Here is a 20836-nt window from a genome sequence, read left to right on the forward strand (position 1 = left end):
GCGCCCGGGACACGTATCCGGACTGCAAAGCCTGCTGCAGCTCCGATTCGTGATACGAGCTGACGAGAACGACCGAGGGTTGCTCCGACACCCCTCTGCCGCGTATGGCCTGGGCAAGCGTCAGAGGATCCTCCCCCTTCAGCTTCCAATCCACAATAACCATATCGTACGACTCTCCTCGATCGAGCTTGTCCAACGCATCGACCGCGCCGTTAGCCAAATTCACGACGAATTTGAATTGAGACAGCTGTCTGCGCAGCACCCACTGCATCTGGAGATCGGAGCAGACGAGAAGCACACGGACGAAGCTCAGCGCCTGATCGAATTCTTCCCCGTAAACAGAGGCGTCCGCCGAAGCGAGAGGCAGCGAGATTTCGAAGGTGCTTCCCTGCCCCGGCCGACTGTCCGCCTGGATCGTTCCGCCCATCAGTTCCGCCAACCTCTTGCTGATGACCAGCCCCAGCCCCGTTCCACCGAACCGGCGAGTCGTCGTCATGTCGCCTTGCGTAAATTCGCGAAACAATCCCTCGAGCTGCTCCTTGGTCATTCCGATGCCCGTATCGCGAACGACAAATTTCACCTGCGTCATCCCGTGAGCCTGCTCGCCGCAATGAACCGAAATCGCCAGCTCTCCGCTGTTCGTGAATTTCACGGCGTTATTGGTGACGTTCAGGAGAATCTGCTGAAGCCTGTAGGGATCGCCGATCAGCATCTGGGGAACTTGGGGATCGATCGAAAAGCGGAACTTGAGCCCTTTCTCATAAGCTTTGAAGCTGACCATATTGGAAAGGTTGTGAAGCACTTCGTAGAGGTCGAACTCGATATTCTCCAGCACAACCTTGTTGGCCTCGATCTTGGAAAAGTCCAGCACGTCGTTGACGATCGCCAGCAAGCTCTTGGCCGCCGTAATCGACTTGTTGACGTAATCGAGCTGCTTCTCGTTCAGATCCGACTGCTGAAGAATGTAGTTCAGACCGATAATGGCATTGATCGGCGTACGGATTTCGTGGCTCATCTGGGCCAGGAACCGGCTCTTCGCTTTATTCGATTCATCCGCTTCCTGCCGTCTCTTCTCTTCCGTAATATCGATTCCAGTCCCGATCACCTCGCTGACGGCGCCGTCCGTCCGAATCGGATGCAGGTTGATATGGAGGATCAAATCGTTAAATAGGCGTTCGTGAGAGACTTCCTCGCCCTCCCAAGCTTCGTCGTACTGACGGTTGAGAAGCTCGATGTAGTCGCGGGGGAAAAAATCGACTTCATCGACCGACCTGCCGATGAAATCCTCCGGCGCGGCTCCGATTCGCTGCAGTAATCTTCCCTCGATCATCGTGTAGTAATATTTGTCGCCGCGCTTCTGAAACCGGAAGGTAAGTCCGGGCTGCATCCGCAGCATGGAGCTCATGTCCCGTTCGGCTTGTATCGCCTTGCTCCTATTCGCCTCGTTGCGCTCAAGATAATAGAGGAAGACGGAAACCAACGCGGTGAAGCCCGCCTGGTAGACACAATCATATTTCAATGCGCCCCACGAGATCTGTCCCGTAATCCAAAGTCCGACATAGTAGAAATAGAATAAAAACAACGCGCCGGACAGCCATTTCAGGAAATAGGAGTTTACCTTCTGAAACAGCAGCCCCGTTCCGACGGCGGCCGCAACGCCGATACCAACCTGCGCGGCGTCCAAATATCCGTTCGCGGCCAGCCGCCACGAGAAGACGACGGCCAGTTCGGAGAGCGCGCCGGCCGGTCCGGCAAAATAAGCGGCCAGCATCAAGGCGATGCCTTGCAAGTTCAACTGAGCCGATCCGTTGATGTCGATGCCGAAAACCGTCAATACAATTCCGAGTATGCCGAATACGCCCCCGATGATAAGCTGGTGGACGAGCTTGTTCGTCCGTCGGGTGCGCCCGCGGATGAACAGCGGTGAGACGAGAAACAGAAATACGCCCGATATCGCAAAGTTTAGCACGAGATCCTTTAGTATTGCGACCACCGCCTCGTATTCGCCATTTATTAATAATGTACATGAAAACCAGGCGAATGGAAAGCGGTTTCAGAGTTTATTCGTCATAATTCGAGCTTGCAACTAGGTCCAAAGACCCTCATTCCGAAGCATACACGCCTCCAAGACGACGTCCTTGGGCAGCAGCACGGATCGTTCGTTCACGCAGATCGCTCTCCAATCCCGCGGAGCGTCGATCATCGCCGGATTCAGCGTTCTTAAAGGAACTCCCGCCATCGTCATGCAAGGGTCAAGATAGATGTGCGCGGTCTTCTCACTCCCGATCCCCCCTTATTCTCCGCAGCAGCTTCGCGAACCCTTCCGCCTTCAAGATCAGCACAATGCCCAGCAGCAGACGAATGACTTGCTCCGCAAGAGCGATATAGAAGCTGCGATGATCGATGTACAGGCGTTGGCCTTCCATATTCGCGTAGTTTAGCAGAATTCTCGTCAAGCTCGTGAACGACAAGATCGCCAGCACAAGTCCGACAACCGCCAGCACGAACGCTTCGATTCCGCGAAAGGACGGAGAGCTTTCTTCTTTTCCGGAATTCGAAGGAACGAGGAACCTGGACAGTTTGCCGGCCGACAGCCATAGCGCGACGCTGATGAGCAACAATAAGATCGACGGTATGCCTACGAGCAGGAACACCTCTCCGTACGAGGCATCGTCCCCGAGCACTTGCAAGTAGGCCGGCAAGGAATAGTCCAAATATGCGACCAGATGGTTCAGACCGAGCGCGAAAAAATAAACCGCAAGCACTCTGATCGCCAGAAACGCCAACTCTCTAATTTTCAACACAGTTCCCTCCGCTTAGGTATTTTCGAGCTTCCTCCTCATAAACAGCGCGATTTCCTCCTTGCCCGTATCCCGGTTCGAATAGAGCGACAGATCGATTCCTTCTATCGTGAAGCCGCATTGCCTATAGAATCGAATGGCCGCGACGTTCGTATTCTGCGTCTCCAACGTTACCGCCCGGAAGCCTCCCCGACGAGCCGATTCCACGACTTGCTCCATCAGCCTTGTGCCGCAGCCTTGCCGCTTGTAATCTTTATGCACTTGAAAATGCCATATCAATAACGTGTTGTTCCATCTCTGCGGCTCCGATACGGCCAACGCAATCAGCTTGCCGCCTTCGTACATTCCGAACGAATAGCCAAGTTTGGCCATCTTCCCGTAGTCTACGGCGTCATCCCCGTCGTTCGGTTCTTGCTTGACGAACGGCTCGTTCAGTTGAACCAGGTTTAACCGAATGCTGAACGCGTCGGCCGTCGACTCCGCGATCGCTTCGTATTGGTGCATCGACGTATATCCGAACTCTCCCAGGGAAAGAAGGTCGTCTTCGGATAGAGCTGCGAGCCGTTTAATTTCCATAAGCGGTTCCCCTTAATACTGTCTGTCTCTCAAATCTTTGTCGTTGAAGCCAACGTAGATGGAGTCGATCTCCGATTGCCCGCGGAGCATGATCGTGAATTCTCCCGAAGCCCATATCGAGGCATCGTGCTCCGTAGGACGGAAACCTTGGGCATGCAGCGTTTCCTCCGCTGCCGCGACGGCATCCCCCGGGTTAATGCCGAATATGCCGTACTGCGGATTCGAAATCTCCAGCTGCCCGACGTCTCCGTACAGGTCGTTGTCCGAATCGCCGGGAATGCCGATATCGCATTGTCTGTCCGGATAGAGACGGAAGTGGCCTCCGAACCCTTCCTGATATTGTCCGAGCCCCCACAGTTTCACCAGCTCCTGCTCGCGCATCCCGAGCTGGACGCCGTCCGCCCGCAGCCCCGCGTTAACGAACGCCATCGACACGCCTTCGTCCTTGTCGTCGCCGCTGAACAGCACCGCCGCCGCGATAAAAACGATCGCCGCGCAGCAGACGGCCGCCGCGGTCCATATGGCCGTTCGTTTGCTCATTTTTCTCCACCCCTTTCCACTCCTCCGCCGCCTAAGACCTATTTTTCTTGATGAACGCTCCCAGATACATCAGCACCAGCGGAATAAAGTTAATCAGCAACGCTCCCCCCGCCGCTTCATATCCGCGCAGCTCCCATTCCCCATTCAACGAGAGGAAGTCCAGTACAATCAGAGGTACGTAGAGAAGCAGATTGTACGCCCCGTAGAAAATCCAAACGATTTCGGAAGGCAGAACCAAGAAGGCGCTCTCGGCGCGGACTGCGGCGTCGTCCATCACGTAGAAATACAAGCAAACGGACCACACCGCGATTCCGATCAGACTAACGATTGACAGACTCATCATCCGATTTTCAGATTTCTTGCGAGACCCAAGCGGCTTTGCTCCTCTCCAGATGCGCCCTGGCCGATCAGCTACTGGTATTATAACCCATACTTTCTAGTTGTGTCCTCAAAATAAAAAGCCGCGTATCCGCCCGGATTTTGCATCCTTCGGCGAATACGCGGCTGCGTAAACGTTACGCACTCCACACGCTAAGTACGGTGACGGTCGTCAGCAGCCGAATGCGGGAAGTGCGGGCGGCGATCGCGGCCAGCAATACCGGAGGGGACAGGAACGGAGCGCCGTGTCTTTCGCCGATGCCGTACGCCTCGAACTCGAGCCTCTCGGCAAGAGCGGCCTGATTCAGGACGCTCTCGATTTCCCGGCGTTCGGTCAAAGTCTCAGCTTTATCCGCGTTGGAGAAGCTTATGGATGCTCGAAGGGCGCAAGCCCGCCCGGAGCAACATAGCCATGTTGAAGCCCGACTTGCCATAACTGAGTCGATACCAATAGTAATTGACGTACTCGATAACGGCGAACGCGTAGATCAGGAAACCCGCGGCCATATCCGTTCTGCTCTCAGCCAGCGTGACAATCCAGGGAACGGCGATGACGGCCGAAATCAGGTTGCCACGTCGCATAAGGGTCAGAATACCTCTTGCCACCGGCGAAGGCTCCCGACCTATTGTTCGGGCCCGATAGATCCAATAAGCCGCTCCTTGCAGCAACTGAAAGACGAGAAAATATAGCGCCAGCTGGCTAGACCCGCCCCAGTCCGCGTACAGATGGTAGACGACCACGAAAGAAACGGACGCCGCCAGCTCGCCTAACGCCAAATTCAGCAATCTCTTTATCAGGACGCTCATAACCTTTCACCCAAAATTTCATAACGCATGGCGCTGTTCTCAAAGATAATTCAACAGCTCCTGCAGCTCGTCGATTTTATATTTGGGTCTGTGCGAATCCGCCAGCCTCATCTTCTCGCGATTATAGTAACAGAAGTCGATGCCCGCATTGGCCGCCCCCTGATAGTCGTCCGTCAGCGAATCGCCGACAAACAGAACGTCGGACGGCTCCAATCGCAGCTCCGCCAGAGCGTGATCGAAAATCTCTCTTCTCGGCTTGCGGATGCCTACCTCGTCCGAGACGACGACGGAATGGAAAAGGTCGGAGATGGCTCCCGCCGCCAGCCTCTTCCGCTGCGCCTCGCCGATACCGTTGGAGATGATGCCCAGCTTGTAGCGGTCTCTGGCGAAATCGAGCACGCCTAGCGCGCCGTTCTCGAAATGACAGTTGTTGCAGAAATAGTTCCAATAAGATGCTGTAAGCCGTTCGTGCTGTGCCGAGTCGGCGTCCAGCGAATCGCGGAAGGAGCTGATCAGCACGTCCTGAATCGTTCTGTGCGGACCTCTCTTGTTAACGAAATCCATCCAATGCCTGAAATTATGCTGCGAGAAAACGGGCCAGAACGCCTCCCACCAAGCCTCTTCGTCCTCCCAAACCCCATGATCCCTGAGCGTCTTCTTCATGGCATCGACCTCGCTGTGCGAGTAGTCGAGCAGCGTATTGTCCAGATCGAATATAATGGCCTTGTACATCTTCTTCCCCCCGTTATAAGACGAACCCCGCCCTGGATAGCTCTCCTATCTTAGGCGGGGTCTTGTACGTTTCGAGTTATCTTTCAAAATTATACACGGAATCGGTCCGAATGTCCCGATACAGATTCAGCGGGGAGGTCGAACAGGAGTAGCACAGCCGCTCCCCGACGTCCAGCAAGGTCAGACGCTGGCCGTGCTTCGCGCCGGTATCGATGCCGATGCGTCCGTCGTCGCACCAGATTCGTCCGAGCTCGGCTCCAAGCTTGTAGGTCGGCGTATGCCCGAAGACGACGGTATACGGGACTTCGACCTTCTCCCTCCAGAACGCTTCGCGAATTTCCGTCAGGTCGCGAAGCGGCTGCCGGTCGAGCGGGATTCCGGGGCGTATGCCGGCGTGCACGAACAGGTAGCCGTCCGCGATCCAATAAGGCGGGAGCGACTTCAGCCATCCGAGCAGCGGCACCAGATGTGTCGGCGCTTCTCCCAGATTGGCGACCGTGAGGTCGGTATTGCCCGGAAGCGCGACGGCTCCTTGATCGGCCAAGCGCTTAATCGTTCTCAAGGTGTCCCAGGAGTTCGGTTCTTCGTTCACGTAATCTCCCAGCAGCACGAGCCGGTCCTTCCCCGCTTTGTAGCCGGCAGCGTCGAGCAGCTGCAGCAGCCCGTCTTCGTGTCCGTGTATGTCCGATATGGCTAATAAACGGGGACTTGCGGAATGGCTCAACAGACTAGCTCCCTTCCTGAGTCTTATCGTAAATGTAAGCGGCCGATCTGGGCAGCGAGACGGCAATGGGCGTTCCCGGAGGCAGCTGCTGTTCCCCAAGCAGATAGAGCTTCTGCCCGGCGCCCGTCTTGGCGACGATGCGCCATCGCTTGCCCTCGAACGTGCTGTGCAGCACGGTGAGTTCGAACGTTGTTCGTTCGCCGTCCGGGCGCCGGCCGTCTTGAGAGGCGGCGGCCGTCTCGGCGACGGCGGCGGAGGGCGCCCCTCCCGAACCCAGGTAAACGACGTCGTCCGGACGGAACAGCAGCTCCGCTTCGCTGCCTTCCGCGGAGTCCTTCGCCCCTACTCCTTCGATCAGGACGGAGCCGCTTCTTAACGCGACGCCGCGAGCCGTACGGACGATCGTTCCTTCGATCCGGTTAATCGCGCCGAGAAGCGCGGCGGCCCACCGGCTGGCGGGCAGCTCGTAACAATCGGACGGCGCGCCGATCTGGTCGACCGCTCCGCTGCGCATAATGAGCAGCCGGTCGGCCATGGCGAACGCCTCCTCCGGATCGTGCGTGACGTGGAATACGCTCGTGCCGAGCTGGCGGAACAAGTACGCCATCTCGGTGCGCATCTCGATCCGCAGCCGCATATCGAGATTGGAGAGCGGCTCGTCGAGCAGCAGAAGCCGAGGCTGCGTCGCCAGCGCCCGCGCGATCGCGACCCGCTGCTGCTGCCCGCCGGACAGCTGCGGCGGAAGCCGCTTCTCCAGTCCGACAAGCTGCAGCATCTCCAGCAATTCGCCGACGCGCTTGCGGATGTCGGCGCGATCCATGCGCCGGTTCTTCAGCCCGTACGCGATGTTGTCGAACACGCTCAGGTGTGGCCAGAGCGCGTAATCTTGAAATACCATGTTGACGCCGCGCTTCTCCGGCGGCAGCATGCCGCGGAAGGAGGAGATTACTTCGCCGTCCAGCCTGATCTCTCCGCTGTCGGGCAGGGCCAGTCCGGCAATAAGCTGCAGCAGCGTCGATTTGCCGCAGCCTGACGGCCCGAGAACGCTAATGATTTCTCCTTTGCGCATATCGAGAGAGACTCCCCGCAGCGCTTGATGGGATTCGTAGCGCTTGGAGACGTCTTTGATTTCCAGAAGCGGTCGTTCGAGAGAAGCGCCGTTCATGTGCGGGCCACCTTTCGCCGCAAGAGCATCTCCAGCAGCAGTATAATCAGAATAACGGTTCCTCCGCCCAGCATCGTGGCGGCGGACGCGTAGCCGAAGTTCAAATCTTCGAAAGCTTTGTTGATCGAAACCGGAAGCGTAAAGAAGTTAGGCGGGAACAAAATCGCGTTGACCGCCAGGTCGAACACGCTGGAGCCGAACGCGGCGAGCGCCGCCGACAGCAGCGCGCCGCGGATGAGCGGAGCCAGGATGAGCCGCACGCGGTTGAGCAAGGAGCCTCCCTGCATCTGCGCCGCGTCGAGCAGCGTGTTAGGCACCTTCGCCATCGCGCCCACCATGATTCTCGTGATGACGGGGACGGCACCCGCGACGGAAGCAAGCACGAGAATGGCCGGCTTGCCGTACAGCAGCAGTCCGATCTTCTCGAGCCAAGCCTGGTTCCAGACGAAAATGTAGCCGATGCCAAGCACGACGCCCGGCACGGCCAGCGTCACGAGCGACATTACTTCGATCCAGCGCTTGAAGCGGAACCGGGAATACGTGAGCACGAACGCTACCGCCACGCCCAGCGCAAGCCCTGCCAGAGCGGAGACGGAAGCGATGAGCAAGGAGCGGCCCAATCCTGCCAGCAGCTGGCTGTGGTCCGCGAACAGCGAGACGTAATGCGCGAACGTCAGATTGTCGAGCGCGAACCCGCCGGATTGCGTGCGGAACAGCGACATGAGCACGTTCGTGCCGATCGGAATGCCGACCACGACGAACAGGAACAGCAGGTTGCCGGCCGTCAGGAACGGCGTCAACCGGCCTGCCGGCTTCGGTTCCGCCGGTATGGCGCGCGCCGACAGAAAATCGAAGCGAGACTTCCGCATGACGTAAAATTGCAGCAGCATGGCCAGGGAAATCAGCAGAACGAGATAGAACGACAGCACTCCTGCCATATCAAAGCGGATCGGCGACGTGTACAGCGCGGAATAGATGGAGTAAGGAAGCGTCGGGAACCGATAGACGGCGGCGATGGAAGCCGGCAGTCCGAAATCCCCGACCGTATCCATGAATACGAGCGCGGCTCCGGCCAGAAACGCGGGCAGCAGAAGCGGCGCCTGCACAGTGCGCCAGACGCGCCAGGCGGAAGCGCCGCACAGACGGGCCGCTTCTGCAAGCTGCTCAACCTTCCACTCCATCGCCGCATGCACGCTCAAGTAGGCGAGCGGAAATTTGCTCAGCGTCATGACGACGACCAGCCCGGCCGGCTGGAATACGGCGGGCGTTATCCAGCTCCAGCCGAACAGCTTGACGGCCAATCCGCCGCCCGCCGCGAACATGACCCAACCCTGCGCCAAAATAAAGGACGGAGTAATCAACAGCCCCCAGACGGCCGCATCGAGCAAGCGCGCGGTCGGAAAGCGCCACGTCGCGCGCGCCATGGCCAGCGAGCCGCCCAGCAGCGTAGCCAGCAGCGTCGTTCCGCTCGCCAGAAGCACGGAATTTTCCAACGACTTCAGCCATAACGGACGGTTAAACAGCTCCAGCAGCAGCCGCAAGTCGCCCAGCTTCCAATCTCCGAAGAAAACCCCCGGCAGCAGCACCTGAACGATGACCGCCGCCAAGGGAAACAGGACCAGAATGCATAGGGCGAGGCTTACGAACCATCCGAGGCGGTTCTGATTCAGCCTCAACATCGGCTTACTTCACCGCTTTGTCGGCGAACCATTGCTTGATCTCGGCTTCGTGCTCGAACGCCCATGCGGCATCCGCGGCAACCAGGTTGGCGTCGGCGGCGCGGTCGGCCTTCGGATTAACTCCCGGCACGGAAGGCTCGAAGTAGCTCTCGTCGCCTTGATCGATCAGCTGCTGCTGCGTAGCCGGGTCGAGCAGGAAGTTGACGAACGCTTTGGCCGCGTTCGGGTTTTTCGTCTTTTTCTGGATCGCCGCTACCCGCACGGATGCCGGTGCGCCGTCTTCCGGCCAGATGATGCCGATCGGCTCGCCGGAGTTAACCAAGCCGTAGGCGTTGGATTCCTGCAGCGCCGCCGCTTTGATCTCGCCGGAGCTGAGCGCGGCCGCTACGTTCGGGTTTTTCGGATACACCTTCAGGCCGTTCGCGAACAGGGAGTCGAAGAAGGCTTGGCCGCCGTCGAGCTGCTTCTCGCTGAAGAAGCGGGCAACGAACGGGAACGCGGGAGCCGCGATGGCCGGATCGGCCATGCCGACCGCATTCTTGAACTCCGGCTTGGCGAAGTCGTCCCACGAATTCGGAGCCTGGTCGGCCGTATAGGCGTTCGTGTTGTAGACGATGACTCCCGCCGCGTGCGCGCCGGTCGGATAGAACGATTTGTTCGCCGGTACGTACGCTTGGTAAGAATCTTTCAGATTGGCCGCATTGTCCGGCGTCCAGTCCGTCAGCAGCTGGTTATCTTCTCCCATTCCGTAGATGGAAGGCATCGCGTCGAGCCAGACGACGTCCCAGTGCGGATTGCCCTTCTCCGCTTGAATACGGGACATGATCTCCGCGCCGTTGCCCTTGACGAGTTCGACCTTGTAGCCGGTCGCCGCTTCGAACATCGGACCGATAATATCGTCGAAGTCGTTCAGATATACGGTCAACGTGCCTTCGTCCTGCGCCTCGGGGGTCGGCGTCTCGCTTGCCGGCGTCGTCTCGGACGGGGAAGCCGATTCCGTCGACGGGGATGCCGACGGTTGAGCTCCGCCGTTCGCCGCATTGTTGCCGCTTGCTCCGCATGCGGACACGATCATCATCGTCGTGGCCAGCAGCAGTGAAATTCCCGTCAGCTTCGTTTTCGTTTTTTTCATGATCCCTTGTACCCTCCACCAATCTAGTGTGAAATGCTCTACTAAAAAGGTAACATCGGTTTGTACAAGAGATGTTAATTCCACCGGCTACTTTTGTTAAATAAATCTATTTATATTGATAGTAATATAGATTGTATCTATAATCGACTTGAATGAGAAAACGCAGGAGGGATACGGATGAACGTACAGCAGCTGAAAGTATTCTTGTCGGTGTGCGACGGCCATACGCTGATCGAGACGGCGGAGAAGCTGGGGCTGAAACAGCCGACCGTGAGCTTCCATCTGCGGAAGCTGGAGGAGACGCTGGGACTGGCGCTCTGGCGCAAAAACGCACGGGGGTTCCAGCCGACGAGCGACGCGTTCGAGCTTCTCCCCTACGCCCGCCGGATCGTGACTCTGGTGGACGAAGCGGAAGAACGGATGAACGAGCTGCGGTGCCGCCAAGGAGGAAGGCTGAGAATCGGGGCTAGCCATACGCCGGCGACGTACTTCATCCCGCGGCATTTGGCAGAGTTCCGCGTCCAGCATCCCGATGTGCAGCTGCTGCTGACCGTCAAGAAGGCGCGCTCGACGCTGGCGATGCTGCGCAACTACGAGATCGACGCGGCGATCGTGTCGCTGCCCGAGAAAGTCACGGACGACGAAGGGCTGGTTGTGCATAGATTGGCGGAGGACGGACTCCGGCTGTTCCTGTGCCCCGACCATCCGCTGGCGTCCTCGGAGGAGATTACGTTAGAGCAGTTGCAACAGGAAACGTTCCTGCTGCACGAGTCCGGCACGACTTCGAGACAGCTCACCGACGAATGGGCGGAACAGGTCGGGCTGAAGTTGGATTCGGCCATGGAAATGGGAGCGATCGAGACGATCAAAGAGGGGTTAAAGTGCAACATGGGCGTCGGAGTGCTGCCGTGGAGAAGCGCAATCCGGGAAACGCAGTCCGGCGAGTTGATCCAACGTTCGCTTCCCCGCTACCGCAATAACCGGTTCATCTGCCTGGCGCTGCGCGACGAGGAGACGTTGTCCCCCCATCTGCGCCAGTTTCTGAGCTTCGCCCGGTCGAGCATGTCCGTTCTGTCGGACTAAGGCCGACATCGGCACGATGAGCTCGGATCGGCTGTCGGCCTACAGGTCTTTCTTGTAGAAATAATGTTTGTGTCCGATCGGGGCGTTGTCGATAATCGCGATGACTTCGTAGCCGTATTTCTTGTAAAATTCGGGAGCCTGGAAGCTGAACGTGTTTAATTTGATGAAGGTGCACCCCTTCGACCGAGCGAAAAGCTCGGCTTCCTCCAGCAGCGTTCGCCCCAGTCCCCGGCCGCGGAAGTCGTCCGCCACCCAGAGAATATCGACGTCCAGCCAGTTCCATCGCACGACGCCGTTGAGGCCGGCGACGATGTCGCCCTCATCGTTTTTCAAAGTAAGACAGAGTTCTTCGTACGCTCCGTTCGGAGTGTGCTTGGAATTGAATTCGACCAATTTGTTTCTCACGTAGACGGCTTCGTCGTTCGTGCCTCTGATCAGTTTAAGCGATTCCGACATGCGCGTTGCCTCCTTAGTTTCCGATCGCCAGCACTCCCCGGTGCTTATCTCGCAGGTAAGCTTCCCTGAGCGGACGGTCCGTTTCCGTTAACGGGTCTATTTGGTTGGAGCTTAGAGTTATGAGTTCATCGTTCCGGTAACAGCAGTGATGCTCGTAGCAATCCGGATCGTTCAGCGCCTTCTCTAGAAATCTCGGAATGTTCGATACGATCCCGCTGTTATTGCCGTCCATAATCCAGCCAACCGTCATCCATTGCAAAATGCCTTCGTCCGTCTGCAGAGGAGTCGGATAGGCGAAGCTGCCCGGCACCTCCGCCACATAGAGGTACATGCCTCCGAAGCTGGTATCGTCGTCGTTCCAAGTGATCATCCCTTTGAAATGCAAGCGATACTGATCGCGTTCAATGTTCGTCTCCTCGACGATCTCCCGGATCATCGCGTCGCGAGGCTCTTCGTCCTTCTCCAGCTTGCCTCCTACTCCGTTCCAGCAGCCCATCCACGGAGCGAACTCGCGATTCAGCAACAAAATCTCGTTGCCGCGTTTAACGAAACAAATATTGTATTTGATTATGATGTCAGCCAAATCATTCCCCATCCTTCCAGCCGGACCGATTACTCATTCTCATGTTGGTCACGTAGGGCGCGAACCCGGCTTTTAACCAGAAGCTCTTGCCGATCCGGTTCGATTCCAGCACGTCGATCTCGATCGTCTCCGCGTCCTTCAACCGCTGTTCCTTCAGCAGCTCCACTCCTTGAAGTCCGTACCCCGTTTTCCGATAGGCCCTGCCTATAAAATATTGCCGTATGTACGCTTCCCGAACTTCCGGCCGATAGACATTGAATCTGAATTGATAGAGAGCGTACCCGACGATAGCATCGCCGCTCATCAGAAGATCGACCTTCCAATCGGACGTCAGCCAGTCCCGCATCCGCCGCTTTAACTGCTCGCGATTCATCGGATTGGAGCTGCCCTCGTCTTCGATCAGTTGCCGGTTCATATCCGTCAGCAGCTCCAGATCGTCTATCGTCGCGCCTCTTAAATGAAGTTGCATGTCGCGGCAGCGCCTCCTATGTACTCTGAATGACTCGCGACAGCTCTGCGAGACGCGCGATGCTGTCCTCGGGAATCGTGCCGGCCCTTCGCATCTTCTCCATGTCGGCACGGTAGGCGATAAAACGGACGCCTGCATCTTGCGACGCCTTGCAGTCGATCCACGCGTCTCCGACGGAGATCCAATCGCGAGGGGTCAGCCGGGGATAGCGATTCAAGATGAGCCGAACCCCGTCCGGCGAAGGCTTCATCTCGCCCGCGTCCTCCCGTCCGACGACCAAGTCGAAAACGTGCAAAATGCGATTCTCTTCCAATGCGGCCCTTGCCGCGAAGATCGAATTGTTGGTCAGAAGGGCGAGCACGACTTTGCCCTTCCATTCCTCGAGCATCTCCCGCACGTCCGGCTCCAGGTCCGCCCCCGCCATTCCTTCGGTTTCGTGCTTGGCGGCGATCGCCCACACCTCGTTCACTTGCCGCGGCGCCATTCTGTTCGTCGCCAACGCTTGCCGAATAAGCGTGGAAGACGTCTCCCGGTCGATTGAGGCCTGCTCCGGCAGTAGGTCGCGATCCTGCAAGTACGCATAGATCTCCTGCTTCATTCGCCCGAAGTCGATTCTTGAACGAAGCAGCGTATTATCCATATCGAAAATGATCCCTTTGACCGGATACTCCCCCATGCGCGCCGTCCCCTCGCTTAACGATTAAGCCCTTGCCGAACGATGGCCCCCGCCTGACGCTTCCCATTATATAATGCCGGTGTAACGGGAACAATCGCTGAACCAGAGCCCGGCAGTTGTTCATAAGGGTCATTCGGCCGTTCAATCGCCGCTTTGCTCGACAAACTCGGTTCCGTTCCAAGTAAAGACGGTCTCTACCTGTTTCCCGCTCGAGTTGTCGTAAGCGGATTTCTTGAAGGAGCCTTCCCCGGTCTTCTCCAATCTCGTCGAATATCTGCCGTCCGTCGCGCTAATGAACAGCTCGCGATGCCCTCGAACCTTCAACTCTTCCAGTTCGTCGTCCGCGCCGAGTGTAAACAGCTTGTAGAAGTTGCCGTTGCTCGAACCGTACTGTCCGATCGTGAAGTCCGCGTTGCCGTCTCCGTTGTAATCTTCGAACTCGATTTCGAACAAGGAGTTAAACACGAGTGGTTCATCGAAATAGCCTTGCAGCGAAAACTCTTTCTTGATCTGCCCGCCCTCGTCGGCAAGCACCAGACGGAACTCCCCGGTCCAGGTTCTTCCCATGAGCGGTCCCGGAGTCCAATCCTCGTAATATCTTCCCGTCACCAATTGGAGATTTAATTGTTCGTTCTCATGACTGAACGGATACAAGCCGTTGCTGGAAATCGTCATCGGTCCTTCGATCGCGATGTGCCCGCTCTCCAGACCGCTATCGGAAGCGACCGGGGATTCGGCCGGCTCCTTGGCGCAGCCCGTCAAGCAGAGTATCAATAGGATGGCGGTAAGTTTCTTCATGATGGCAATTTCCTTTCTAGAGCTCTTAACTCTTTCTTGCCGACAAGCGTCTGGTTAACCAGGCTCGTACGAAATAATAGAGAGCGGCGAGCGCGATGAAGCCTCCCGCCAATATCGACCAGTGAACGTTGTAGACCACTCCGAACGATACTTCGCTCTGTAAATGTTCCACGCTGTTATAGCTTTCCACAATATCCGGAACGTAGTTGCGCGTCAGCATAATTCCGGACACGACCGCCCAGCCGACCCATCCCCCGATCACGATCAGACTGAACAGCAAAGCTTCGATTAAATACCGAGTTCTCAAGTCCATGCACCTCCATTCCCTCGTCTACCCCGTTTCGCCAGACGAAGGTAACGCAATCGCTTTTAAGCAGAATTTCCCGACCGTCTCTCTCGATCTCGAACTCCAGCGCCTTGGTCGTCGTATATTCCAGCTCCCAGCCCGAATAGGCGAACGAAACGACGCTCCTTAAGCGATCCTCGGATAAGTTGAGCTCCATGTACGGCTCCAATTCGGCTCCTGTCAGACGATCTATTTCATGAATGTCGGCATTCATGATAATACAGTTGACTCCGCGGCGACGGGTCCCCTTCGCCATTCTTTCTTCGTCCCTGATCTTCCGGAGCCTGCCATCATCCTTAACGATCCTGCGCCCTCCCTAATCTCCTTGCGAAAATAAACCAAAGACAGGTGCTCGTTAACCTGCACCTCCTCTCCAACGCCGAAGCTTACGTCTTCGTTCATTTTTCTGACATTTATTTTACCAGAAAATACATCAATTGTCGGATGCCTTTCGGACGATTTCTTGTTTTCTGTCGTTAACGATTAATTGAAAGACGTCCGGGCGGCTGTAATGGCCGACGACATCGAAGTCGAAGCGGCTTTGCACGACTTTGGAGAGATCCAGCGTGGCGAGCAGAAGCCCTTCCTGGCCGTACAGCGGCTCAGCGACATAATCGCCGAGCGGATCGACGATGGCGCTGCCTCCCCTGCTCAACACTTCATTGTGATCGCGAAGTTCCTCATGACACGCCAGATCTTCGGGATAGGAGGCTTTCGTCGCATATTGATTGCACGAAAGCACGAAGCAGCGGCCTTCGCAAGCGATATGGCGAATCGTCGATTGCCACGAATCGCGGGCGTCCGCCGTAGGAGCCACGTAAATGTCGACTCCCTGCGCATAGATGGCCGCGCGGGCAAGCGGCATATAATTCTCCCAACAGATCAATCCGCCTACCCTGCCGCAGGGGGTATCGATGACGGTTAACGTGCTGCCGTCCCCTTGTCCCCACAGAAGACGTTCGGAGCCGGTCGACACGAGCTTTCGGTGGTTGCCCAGAAGCTCTCCGCCTGGCCCGAAATAGAGAATCGAGTTATATAAGGTGCCTCTGCTGAACTCCCGGTCCCGCTCCACCGCCCCGACAATCAGATATACGCCGAATTCCTTGGCCAGCTCGCCCAGCCTCTCCGTCTCTTCGCCGGGAACGTCGATCGAGCTGTCCCAGTACCGCTGCCACAGCCGTCTTCCTTCCTCCGTGCGGCTGCCGACACGCGCGCCGAATCCCAGCCCTCTGGGGTATCCGGGCAGAAACACTTCGGGAAAAACGACAAGTTTTGCCCCCTTCACCGCGGCTTTCCTCGTCATGCTCTGGATCGCGTCCATGGCGGATGACTTATCGAACAGGGTTGGAGCAGCTTGTACGACGGCGACTTTGACATAACGGATTCTCATGGCGGTTCCTCTCTCCTCGTTCCGATTTGACGGCTTTGCCCCTATCATATCGGATTCGGACCGCTGGCAGACCCTCCAATTCCTCGTTCTTTTGCCCATCCAAGTTCAACGAATCTTCGGGGTTTGCGCGAACCGGACATCTTTTTTTTCAGGAAAACAGTGGTATGATAATAAGCGCACCAGGATTGAATGCATAACGGGAGACAAAACCTATGTGGAAGCCGGACCGGCACAGCCGACAACCTCTATACGAGCAAATCGCCGACCATATCGAGCAGCGAATCGCCTACGGCGAGTTTCCGCCGGGCAGTCTGCTGCCGTCCGAACGCAAAATGGCCGCCCAGCTCGGGGTCAACAGAAGCACCGTCATTATGGCCTTCGACGAGCTTCGGGCGACTGGGCTTATCGAAAGCAAGACGGGCAGCGGGACTCGCGTCAGCACGTCCAAATGGGAAGTTGCCCCCAAGCATACGCCGAACTGGAAGAGCTATTCCGAGGGAGGACATTTTCTTCCCAATCTGCCCTTCATGCGCAAAATTCGGGAAGCTCTCGCCCAAAACCCTTCCCTGATCGACTTCGCCAGCGGAGAGCTGGCTGCGGATCTGGCCCCGATCGACGAGATCGCCGCGCTCATGAGCGAACATCGGTATACTTCATATTTGGGCTACGATAATCCTCAGGGCTACGTTCCGCTCAGGCAAGCGCTGGTCGGCTATCTGGAGAAGCATCGGGGAATTCGTGCGACCGAAGCCTCCATCCTGATTACTTCCGGCTCGCAGCAGTCGCTGTATCTCATTACGCAATGCTTGCTGTCGCCTGGAGACGCCGTCGCGATCGAAGATCCTTCATACTGCTACTCCCTGCCGATGTTCCAATCCGCGGGCTTGCGGCTGTTCCGGCTTCCGGTCGACCGGCACGGCGTTCGTCCGGAGGACGTTCGGGCTTTGTACAAGAAGCATCGCATCAAGATGGTGTTTGCGAACCCGAATTTTCAAAACCCTACAGGATCCGTACTGGCCGCCGAGAGGCGAAAACAGCTGCTGGAGGTGGCCAGCGAACTGGCGCTGCCGATCGTGGAGGACGATCCGTTCAGCTTAACCGCTTACGATGGAATGCCTCCCGCGCCTCTTAAATCGATGGACGAGGTCGGCTCCGTCCTGCACATCGGCTCTTTCTCCAAGATCGCCGCCTCCGGTCTGCGAATCGGCTGGATGGTCGCTCCCCGCGCCATCGCGGAGAGGCTGGCCGACGCGAGACAGCAGATGGACTTCGGACTCAGCGTGATTCCGCAGCAGATGGCCGCGCAGTTTCTGAGCTCGTCTTATTTCGACCCGCATCTGGAGCGGCTGCGCATGCAGCTGGTATTTAAGCGGGATTTGCTCGTCGAAGCTCTGAACAAGGAACTGCCCGGCCTGATCCGGTTCGCGGTCCCCGACGGGGGGCTGCATCTGTGGTGCAAGCTGGTTCCCGAGGTTCATGACGGCAAGCTGCTGGAGGAAGGGATTCGCAGAGGCGTTGTTTTCGTACCGGGCAGCGTCTACGGATCGGATTCGGGCTTCGTCCGGTTTACGTTCGCCAGGGCGCGAACGGAGGACATTGCGGAGGGAATCGCCAAGTTTGCCGAAGCTCTGAAAGATACGCTCGGCGGCGCATAACCGAAAACAACCGCGGAGCTGCGCGCTCGGCGGTTGTGAGCGCATGAGGAAGGAAAACGGCGTCTAGTCGTTCAACGCGATCGCGATAACGGCTACCGCGATAATTCCGACGACGTAGATGCCGCCGAGTCGCAGCCACTTTTTGCCTGTATTTTGAGTATACCGGGGATCGGTTTCTTTATTGCTCTTCGATTGACCAATGATCAGCGTCGCCGCCAATCCCGCAACCATAACGACAACGACAATCGCCAGCAGCCATTCCATGCTCATCACCTGCCTAATGGTTTATGGATAAACTGTCTTTGTGTATCCGTCTTATACCCCTCATTATAATGAACGGGAGAGAGATGTAACCAACCATTTCGGATCTTTTTTGCCCGTCCATTTACGTGAACGGTTTTCTGCCGGGCTTGTCGGTCATCCTAGTTAAACGATGGGCCTAACTCGCTCAGCCTGAAAACCATAAAATCTTCGTCGTAATACTGATCGTTGTATTTTAGGGCGTTCTTCTCCACCCCGTACGTGTCGAAGCCAAGCGCGCGGTAGAGCTTCTTGGCGGGCGCGTTGTCCGATACGACGGCCAGATTGATCTGCTCCAGCCCGTCGCACTCCTTTGCCTTTTCGATCAACTCGACGAGAAGCCGTCTGCCTATCCCCTTGCCCCGAGCAGAAGGCGCCACGTACATCCCGTATACGTTTGCTTTGTGTGAGGTTTTAACGCCGCTTTCGCGCACGAACGTCACGATTCCCGTCAATGATGAACCGTCCTCCGCAAACGCCCCTAACACAAACTTGTCCTTGCTGGGCGTAATTCTATTGATCATCGTCTCCAGCGTAAACTGCGCCTCCTGCTCGTAGGTAGAGCCGAACGCTTCCGGATTCGTCTGCAGCCCGGCGAGGCGCAATTGCCTGTACGATTCAGCGTCAGAATGTTGTAAAATCCGTATATTCATCGAAGTGTAATCTCCTTCGGGTCGTTCAGATTTCGGTTCTGTTTTTGTTGTTGCGGTCCTCGGCCAGCTTTTTCAGTTCAAGGTTGCGGTGCTCCAAAAACTTCCTCATATATTCCTTCAGGACAAGTCTCTCGACCCATCTTCCGATAATCCCGAGCGGAGCTTCGAAAGTTAACGTATCCGTCATGACGGTCTTGCCGTTCGCCTCTTCGAATTCATGGACATGCCTCAGCCGCTTGAACGCGCCCTTCTGCATCTCATCCACGAACAAGTAAGGCTCGCGGTACTCGGTAATCAAGGAGGTGAGCCGCTGCCTGACTCCCAAATGCGTCGCTACGAAAGTCACCGTCTGTCCCAGTCCGATCGGGCCGCTCGTAACGCCCCGAATCGCCTTTTCCTTCGTATGCTTCCACACCGTTCGGGTATGTACGTCGATGTCTCTTGCCAAGTCGAAGCAATGCCGGATCGGCGCATCGATCTCGACTCGGGTTTGAACGGTCACCATATGTTGTCGTCTCTCCTATTGGCTTAGCAGGTTTTCGATCAGTTCGATTTTTTCGTTATCCTTTTTGTTTCTTGTACCGATTCTGTAGCCGTCGAGCACGGAACGATTATAGACGGCGTAGTATTGGCGAAGATTCAGCAGTTTATATTTCGCTGCGCGTTCCTCTCTTTCCTCTATCTCCTCCGGCCTGATCCCAGCAAATGCTTTAAGATCCTCGATATCCGCAAAAGCGATTTTGTGCTGTCCGTTATCGAATTCGCGTTCCCGAAGGTCGACGAGGGTATAGCCTCGGCTCTCGACTAGCTGCCGTAACTCATCCCAGCGATCTTGAAGAAACGCAAGCGGAACCAGGACGTCAATATCCTCCGGATAGGTGTCAGCTCCCGTTAAAACCTCCAGCCCTAACGATCCGTACAATAGCGGCACGATATCCGATTGGCGATTGAAATCCTCGGCGAGCAGCAGAAAGCGTTCGTATAAAGTAGGGTTGCTCACGGTGTTTCCCCTTTCACGCTTACGATTCTTCCCGTTCTTTTCGTTAGGATCAGTTCCAACGTCTCCCCTTCGCCGAACTTCCCGATTTCGGATGGCATGATTCTGATTTTTCGTTTCTTCCCATTGGGTTTTCTTATCGTTATGATCTCGCGATCCAGACGGACGACTCGAACGCTCATCGTTTTTTGGTCTTTTACGATAAGATCCAGCGCCAAAAAAACGGCAAACACACCGAAACCCGCTGCAAGGAGGCCGAACAGAACCACAAAAAAGAATCTCTGATAGTGAAGGTTCACTAGCAATTGCGCGACTGTCACAACGATAAATCCTATTGATGAAAACAATATAAAACGGTTGGCGCCCGAGTAGGTTTTCATTGCTTCCTCCTTTGAGAGCCTTAACCGACGATCAAGTCTCGATCTGAAATATCGTGTCCACGATAATCGGCAGGTTGTCTCTTACCGAGACCGCACCGAAGACGGAACGGGCATGAAGCCCCTTATCCCCGAACACCTCAAGCAGCAAATCCGAAAAGCCGTTAAGCACCTTATGATGCTCCTCGAAAGCTGCGCTTGCGTTGACGAAGCCCTGAACCTTTACCGCCCTCTTCACCTTATCCAACGAACCTAACGCGGACTGCAGGACGGCAAGCACTTCGAGCGCCGTCTCTCGTGCGAATGCGTACCCTTGCTCCGTCGTATAATCGATTCCGAGTTTTCCTTTCGGATTTCCGGACGGACCTTTACCCGAGACGTACATCAAGTCGCCCACGATAACGAAATTCGCGTATTTCGCTGCGGGCTGGCTTGCTGCGGGAAGAGTAATGTTAAGCTCTTGCAGCCGATCCTCGATCATGTGTCCGGACATGTAAAAACCCCCAATATTATAAATAT

The 20836-nt window shown here is 56.5% G+C and carries 26 protein-coding genes and 1 pseudogene; 2 read left to right on the forward strand and 25 right to left on the reverse strand.

The window, feature by feature from the left end:
- The 12 genes and pseudogenes from ACESLM_RS20460 to ACESLM_RS20515 all read right to left on the reverse strand — a co-directional run.
- On the reverse strand, positions 1-1993 hold a 1993-nt coding region (locus ACESLM_RS20460; RefSeq protein WP_372633606.1), incomplete at its 3' end, for an ATP-binding protein.
- 283 nt (positions 1994-2276) lie between these two features.
- Complete coding sequence (locus ACESLM_RS20465) at positions 2277-2801, reverse strand: hypothetical protein (protein WP_372633607.1); 525 nt, start codon at positions 2799-2801, stop codon at positions 2277-2279.
- Between the two features lie 15 nt (positions 2802-2816).
- Positions 2817-3377: a GNAT family N-acetyltransferase gene (locus tag ACESLM_RS20470; protein WP_372633610.1), complete on the reverse strand. Its 561-nt coding sequence runs from the start codon at positions 3375-3377 to the stop codon at positions 2817-2819.
- A gap of 12 nt (positions 3378-3389) precedes the next feature.
- A complete protein-coding gene (locus ACESLM_RS20475) occupies positions 3390-3917 on the reverse strand; it encodes a hypothetical protein (RefSeq protein WP_372633613.1) in 528 nt (175 codons plus the stop codon).
- 31 nt (positions 3918-3948) lie between these two features.
- Complete coding sequence (locus tag ACESLM_RS20480; protein ID WP_372633616.1) at positions 3949-4260, reverse strand: hypothetical protein; 312 nt, start codon at positions 4258-4260, stop codon at positions 3949-3951.
- A gap of 184 nt (positions 4261-4444) precedes the next feature.
- A pseudogene (locus tag ACESLM_RS20485) lies at positions 4445-4666 on the reverse strand (LLM class flavin-dependent oxidoreductase); the annotation flags it as partial.
- Positions 4644-5102 carry a hypothetical protein gene (locus tag ACESLM_RS20490; protein WP_372633619.1) on the reverse strand — a complete coding sequence of 153 codons (459 nt, stop codon included), beginning with the start codon at positions 5100-5102 and terminating at the stop codon, positions 4644-4646. The gene ACESLM_RS20490 and the pseudogene ACESLM_RS20485, both read right to left, overlap by 23 nt.
- A gap of 39 nt (positions 5103-5141) precedes the next feature.
- The gene (locus tag ACESLM_RS20495) at positions 5142-5834 is read right to left on the reverse strand and encodes an HAD family hydrolase (protein WP_372633622.1); all 693 of its coding nucleotides are present in this window, start codon (positions 5832-5834) and stop codon (positions 5142-5144) included.
- A gap of 76 nt (positions 5835-5910) precedes the next feature.
- A complete protein-coding gene (locus ACESLM_RS20500) occupies positions 5911-6558 on the reverse strand; it encodes a metallophosphoesterase (RefSeq protein WP_372633624.1) in 648 nt (215 codons plus the stop codon).
- 4 nt (positions 6559-6562) lie between these two features.
- A complete protein-coding gene (locus ACESLM_RS20505; RefSeq protein ID WP_372633627.1) occupies positions 6563-7723 on the reverse strand; it encodes an ABC transporter ATP-binding protein in 1161 nt (386 codons plus the stop codon).
- Complete coding sequence (locus ACESLM_RS20510; protein ID WP_372633630.1) at positions 7720-9402, reverse strand: ABC transporter permease; 1683 nt, start codon at positions 9400-9402, stop codon at positions 7720-7722. Before ACESLM_RS20510 ends, ACESLM_RS20505 begins: the two co-directional genes overlap by 4 nt.
- A gap of 4 nt (positions 9403-9406) precedes the next feature.
- Positions 9407-10534, reverse strand: a complete 1128-nt coding sequence (locus ACESLM_RS20515; RefSeq protein ID WP_372633633.1) for an extracellular solute-binding protein — start codon at positions 10532-10534, stop codon at positions 9407-9409.
- Positions 10535-10711: 177 nt separating this feature from the next.
- On the opposite strand from ACESLM_RS20515, the gene ACESLM_RS20520 reads away from it, so the two are divergent.
- Positions 10712-11617, forward strand: a complete 906-nt coding sequence (locus tag ACESLM_RS20520) for a LysR family transcriptional regulator (RefSeq protein ID WP_372633636.1) — start codon at positions 10712-10714, stop codon at positions 11615-11617.
- 39 nt (positions 11618-11656) lie between these two features.
- Here the strand turns inward: ACESLM_RS20520 and ACESLM_RS20525 are convergent, their stop codons facing one another.
- From ACESLM_RS20525 to ACESLM_RS20555, 7 genes are all read right to left on the reverse strand, one after another.
- On the reverse strand, positions 11657-12073 hold the full coding sequence (locus tag ACESLM_RS20525; RefSeq protein ID WP_372633639.1) for a GNAT family N-acetyltransferase: 417 nt from the start codon (positions 12071-12073) through the stop codon (positions 11657-11659).
- A gap of 13 nt (positions 12074-12086) precedes the next feature.
- Positions 12087-12656, reverse strand: coding sequence for an NUDIX hydrolase (locus tag ACESLM_RS20530; protein WP_372633641.1), 570 nt, complete (start codon positions 12654-12656; stop codon positions 12087-12089).
- A gap of 1 nt (position 12657) precedes the next feature.
- Complete coding sequence (locus tag ACESLM_RS20535) at positions 12658-13125, reverse strand: GNAT family N-acetyltransferase (protein ID WP_372633644.1); 468 nt, start codon at positions 13123-13125, stop codon at positions 12658-12660.
- A 16-nt stretch (positions 13126-13141) separates the two neighbouring features.
- Positions 13142-13801: an HAD family hydrolase gene (locus tag ACESLM_RS20540; RefSeq protein WP_372633647.1), complete on the reverse strand. Its 660-nt coding sequence runs from the start codon at positions 13799-13801 to the stop codon at positions 13142-13144.
- Positions 13802-13942: 141 nt separating this feature from the next.
- A complete protein-coding gene (locus ACESLM_RS20545; RefSeq protein WP_372633649.1) occupies positions 13943-14599 on the reverse strand; it encodes a hypothetical protein in 657 nt (218 codons plus the stop codon).
- Between the two features lie 25 nt (positions 14600-14624).
- A complete protein-coding gene (locus ACESLM_RS20550; RefSeq protein ID WP_372633652.1) occupies positions 14625-14912 on the reverse strand; it encodes a hypothetical protein in 288 nt (95 codons plus the stop codon).
- 466 nt (positions 14913-15378) lie between these two features.
- The gene (locus ACESLM_RS20555) at positions 15379-16335 is read right to left on the reverse strand and encodes a carbon-nitrogen hydrolase family protein (protein WP_372633654.1); all 957 of its coding nucleotides are present in this window, start codon (positions 16333-16335) and stop codon (positions 15379-15381) included.
- Between the two features lie 212 nt (positions 16336-16547).
- Here ACESLM_RS20555 and pdxR point away from each other — a divergent pair, with 212 nt between their 5' ends.
- Positions 16548-17990: a MocR-like pyridoxine biosynthesis transcription factor PdxR gene (pdxR, locus tag ACESLM_RS20560; RefSeq protein ID WP_372633657.1), complete on the forward strand. Its 1443-nt coding sequence runs from the start codon at positions 16548-16550 to the stop codon at positions 17988-17990.
- A 63-nt stretch (positions 17991-18053) separates the two neighbouring features.
- Here pdxR and ACESLM_RS20565 read toward each other — a convergent pair whose 3' ends face one another.
- From ACESLM_RS20565 to ACESLM_RS20590, 6 genes are all read right to left on the reverse strand, one after another.
- Positions 18054-18254 (reverse strand): hypothetical protein, encoded by a 201-nt coding sequence (locus ACESLM_RS20565; RefSeq protein ID WP_372633660.1) that lies wholly within the window; start codon positions 18252-18254, stop codon positions 18054-18056.
- Positions 18255-18412: 158 nt separating this feature from the next.
- A complete protein-coding gene (locus tag ACESLM_RS20570) occupies positions 18413-18943 on the reverse strand; it encodes a GNAT family N-acetyltransferase (RefSeq protein WP_372633662.1) in 531 nt (176 codons plus the stop codon).
- Positions 18944-18968: 25 nt separating this feature from the next.
- On the reverse strand, positions 18969-19448 hold the full coding sequence (locus tag ACESLM_RS20575; RefSeq protein WP_372633665.1) for an SRPBCC family protein: 480 nt from the start codon (positions 19446-19448) through the stop codon (positions 18969-18971).
- A 15-nt stretch (positions 19449-19463) separates the two neighbouring features.
- Entirely contained in the window at positions 19464-19865 is a 402-nt protein-coding gene (locus ACESLM_RS20580) for a hypothetical protein (protein ID WP_372633667.1), read from the reverse strand.
- 74 nt (positions 19866-19939) lie between these two features.
- Entirely contained in the window at positions 19940-20320 is a 381-nt protein-coding gene (locus tag ACESLM_RS20585) for a hypothetical protein (protein WP_372633670.1), read from the reverse strand.
- Between the two features lie 31 nt (positions 20321-20351).
- Positions 20352-20810, reverse strand: a complete 459-nt coding sequence (locus ACESLM_RS20590; RefSeq protein WP_372633673.1) for a RidA family protein — start codon at positions 20808-20810, stop codon at positions 20352-20354.
- Between the last annotated feature and the right edge of the window lie 26 nt (positions 20811-20836).

It is taken from the genome of Cohnella sp., from assembly GCF_041641335.1.
Taxonomy (GTDB): domain Bacteria; phylum Bacillota; class Bacilli; order Paenibacillales; family Paenibacillaceae; genus Cohnella.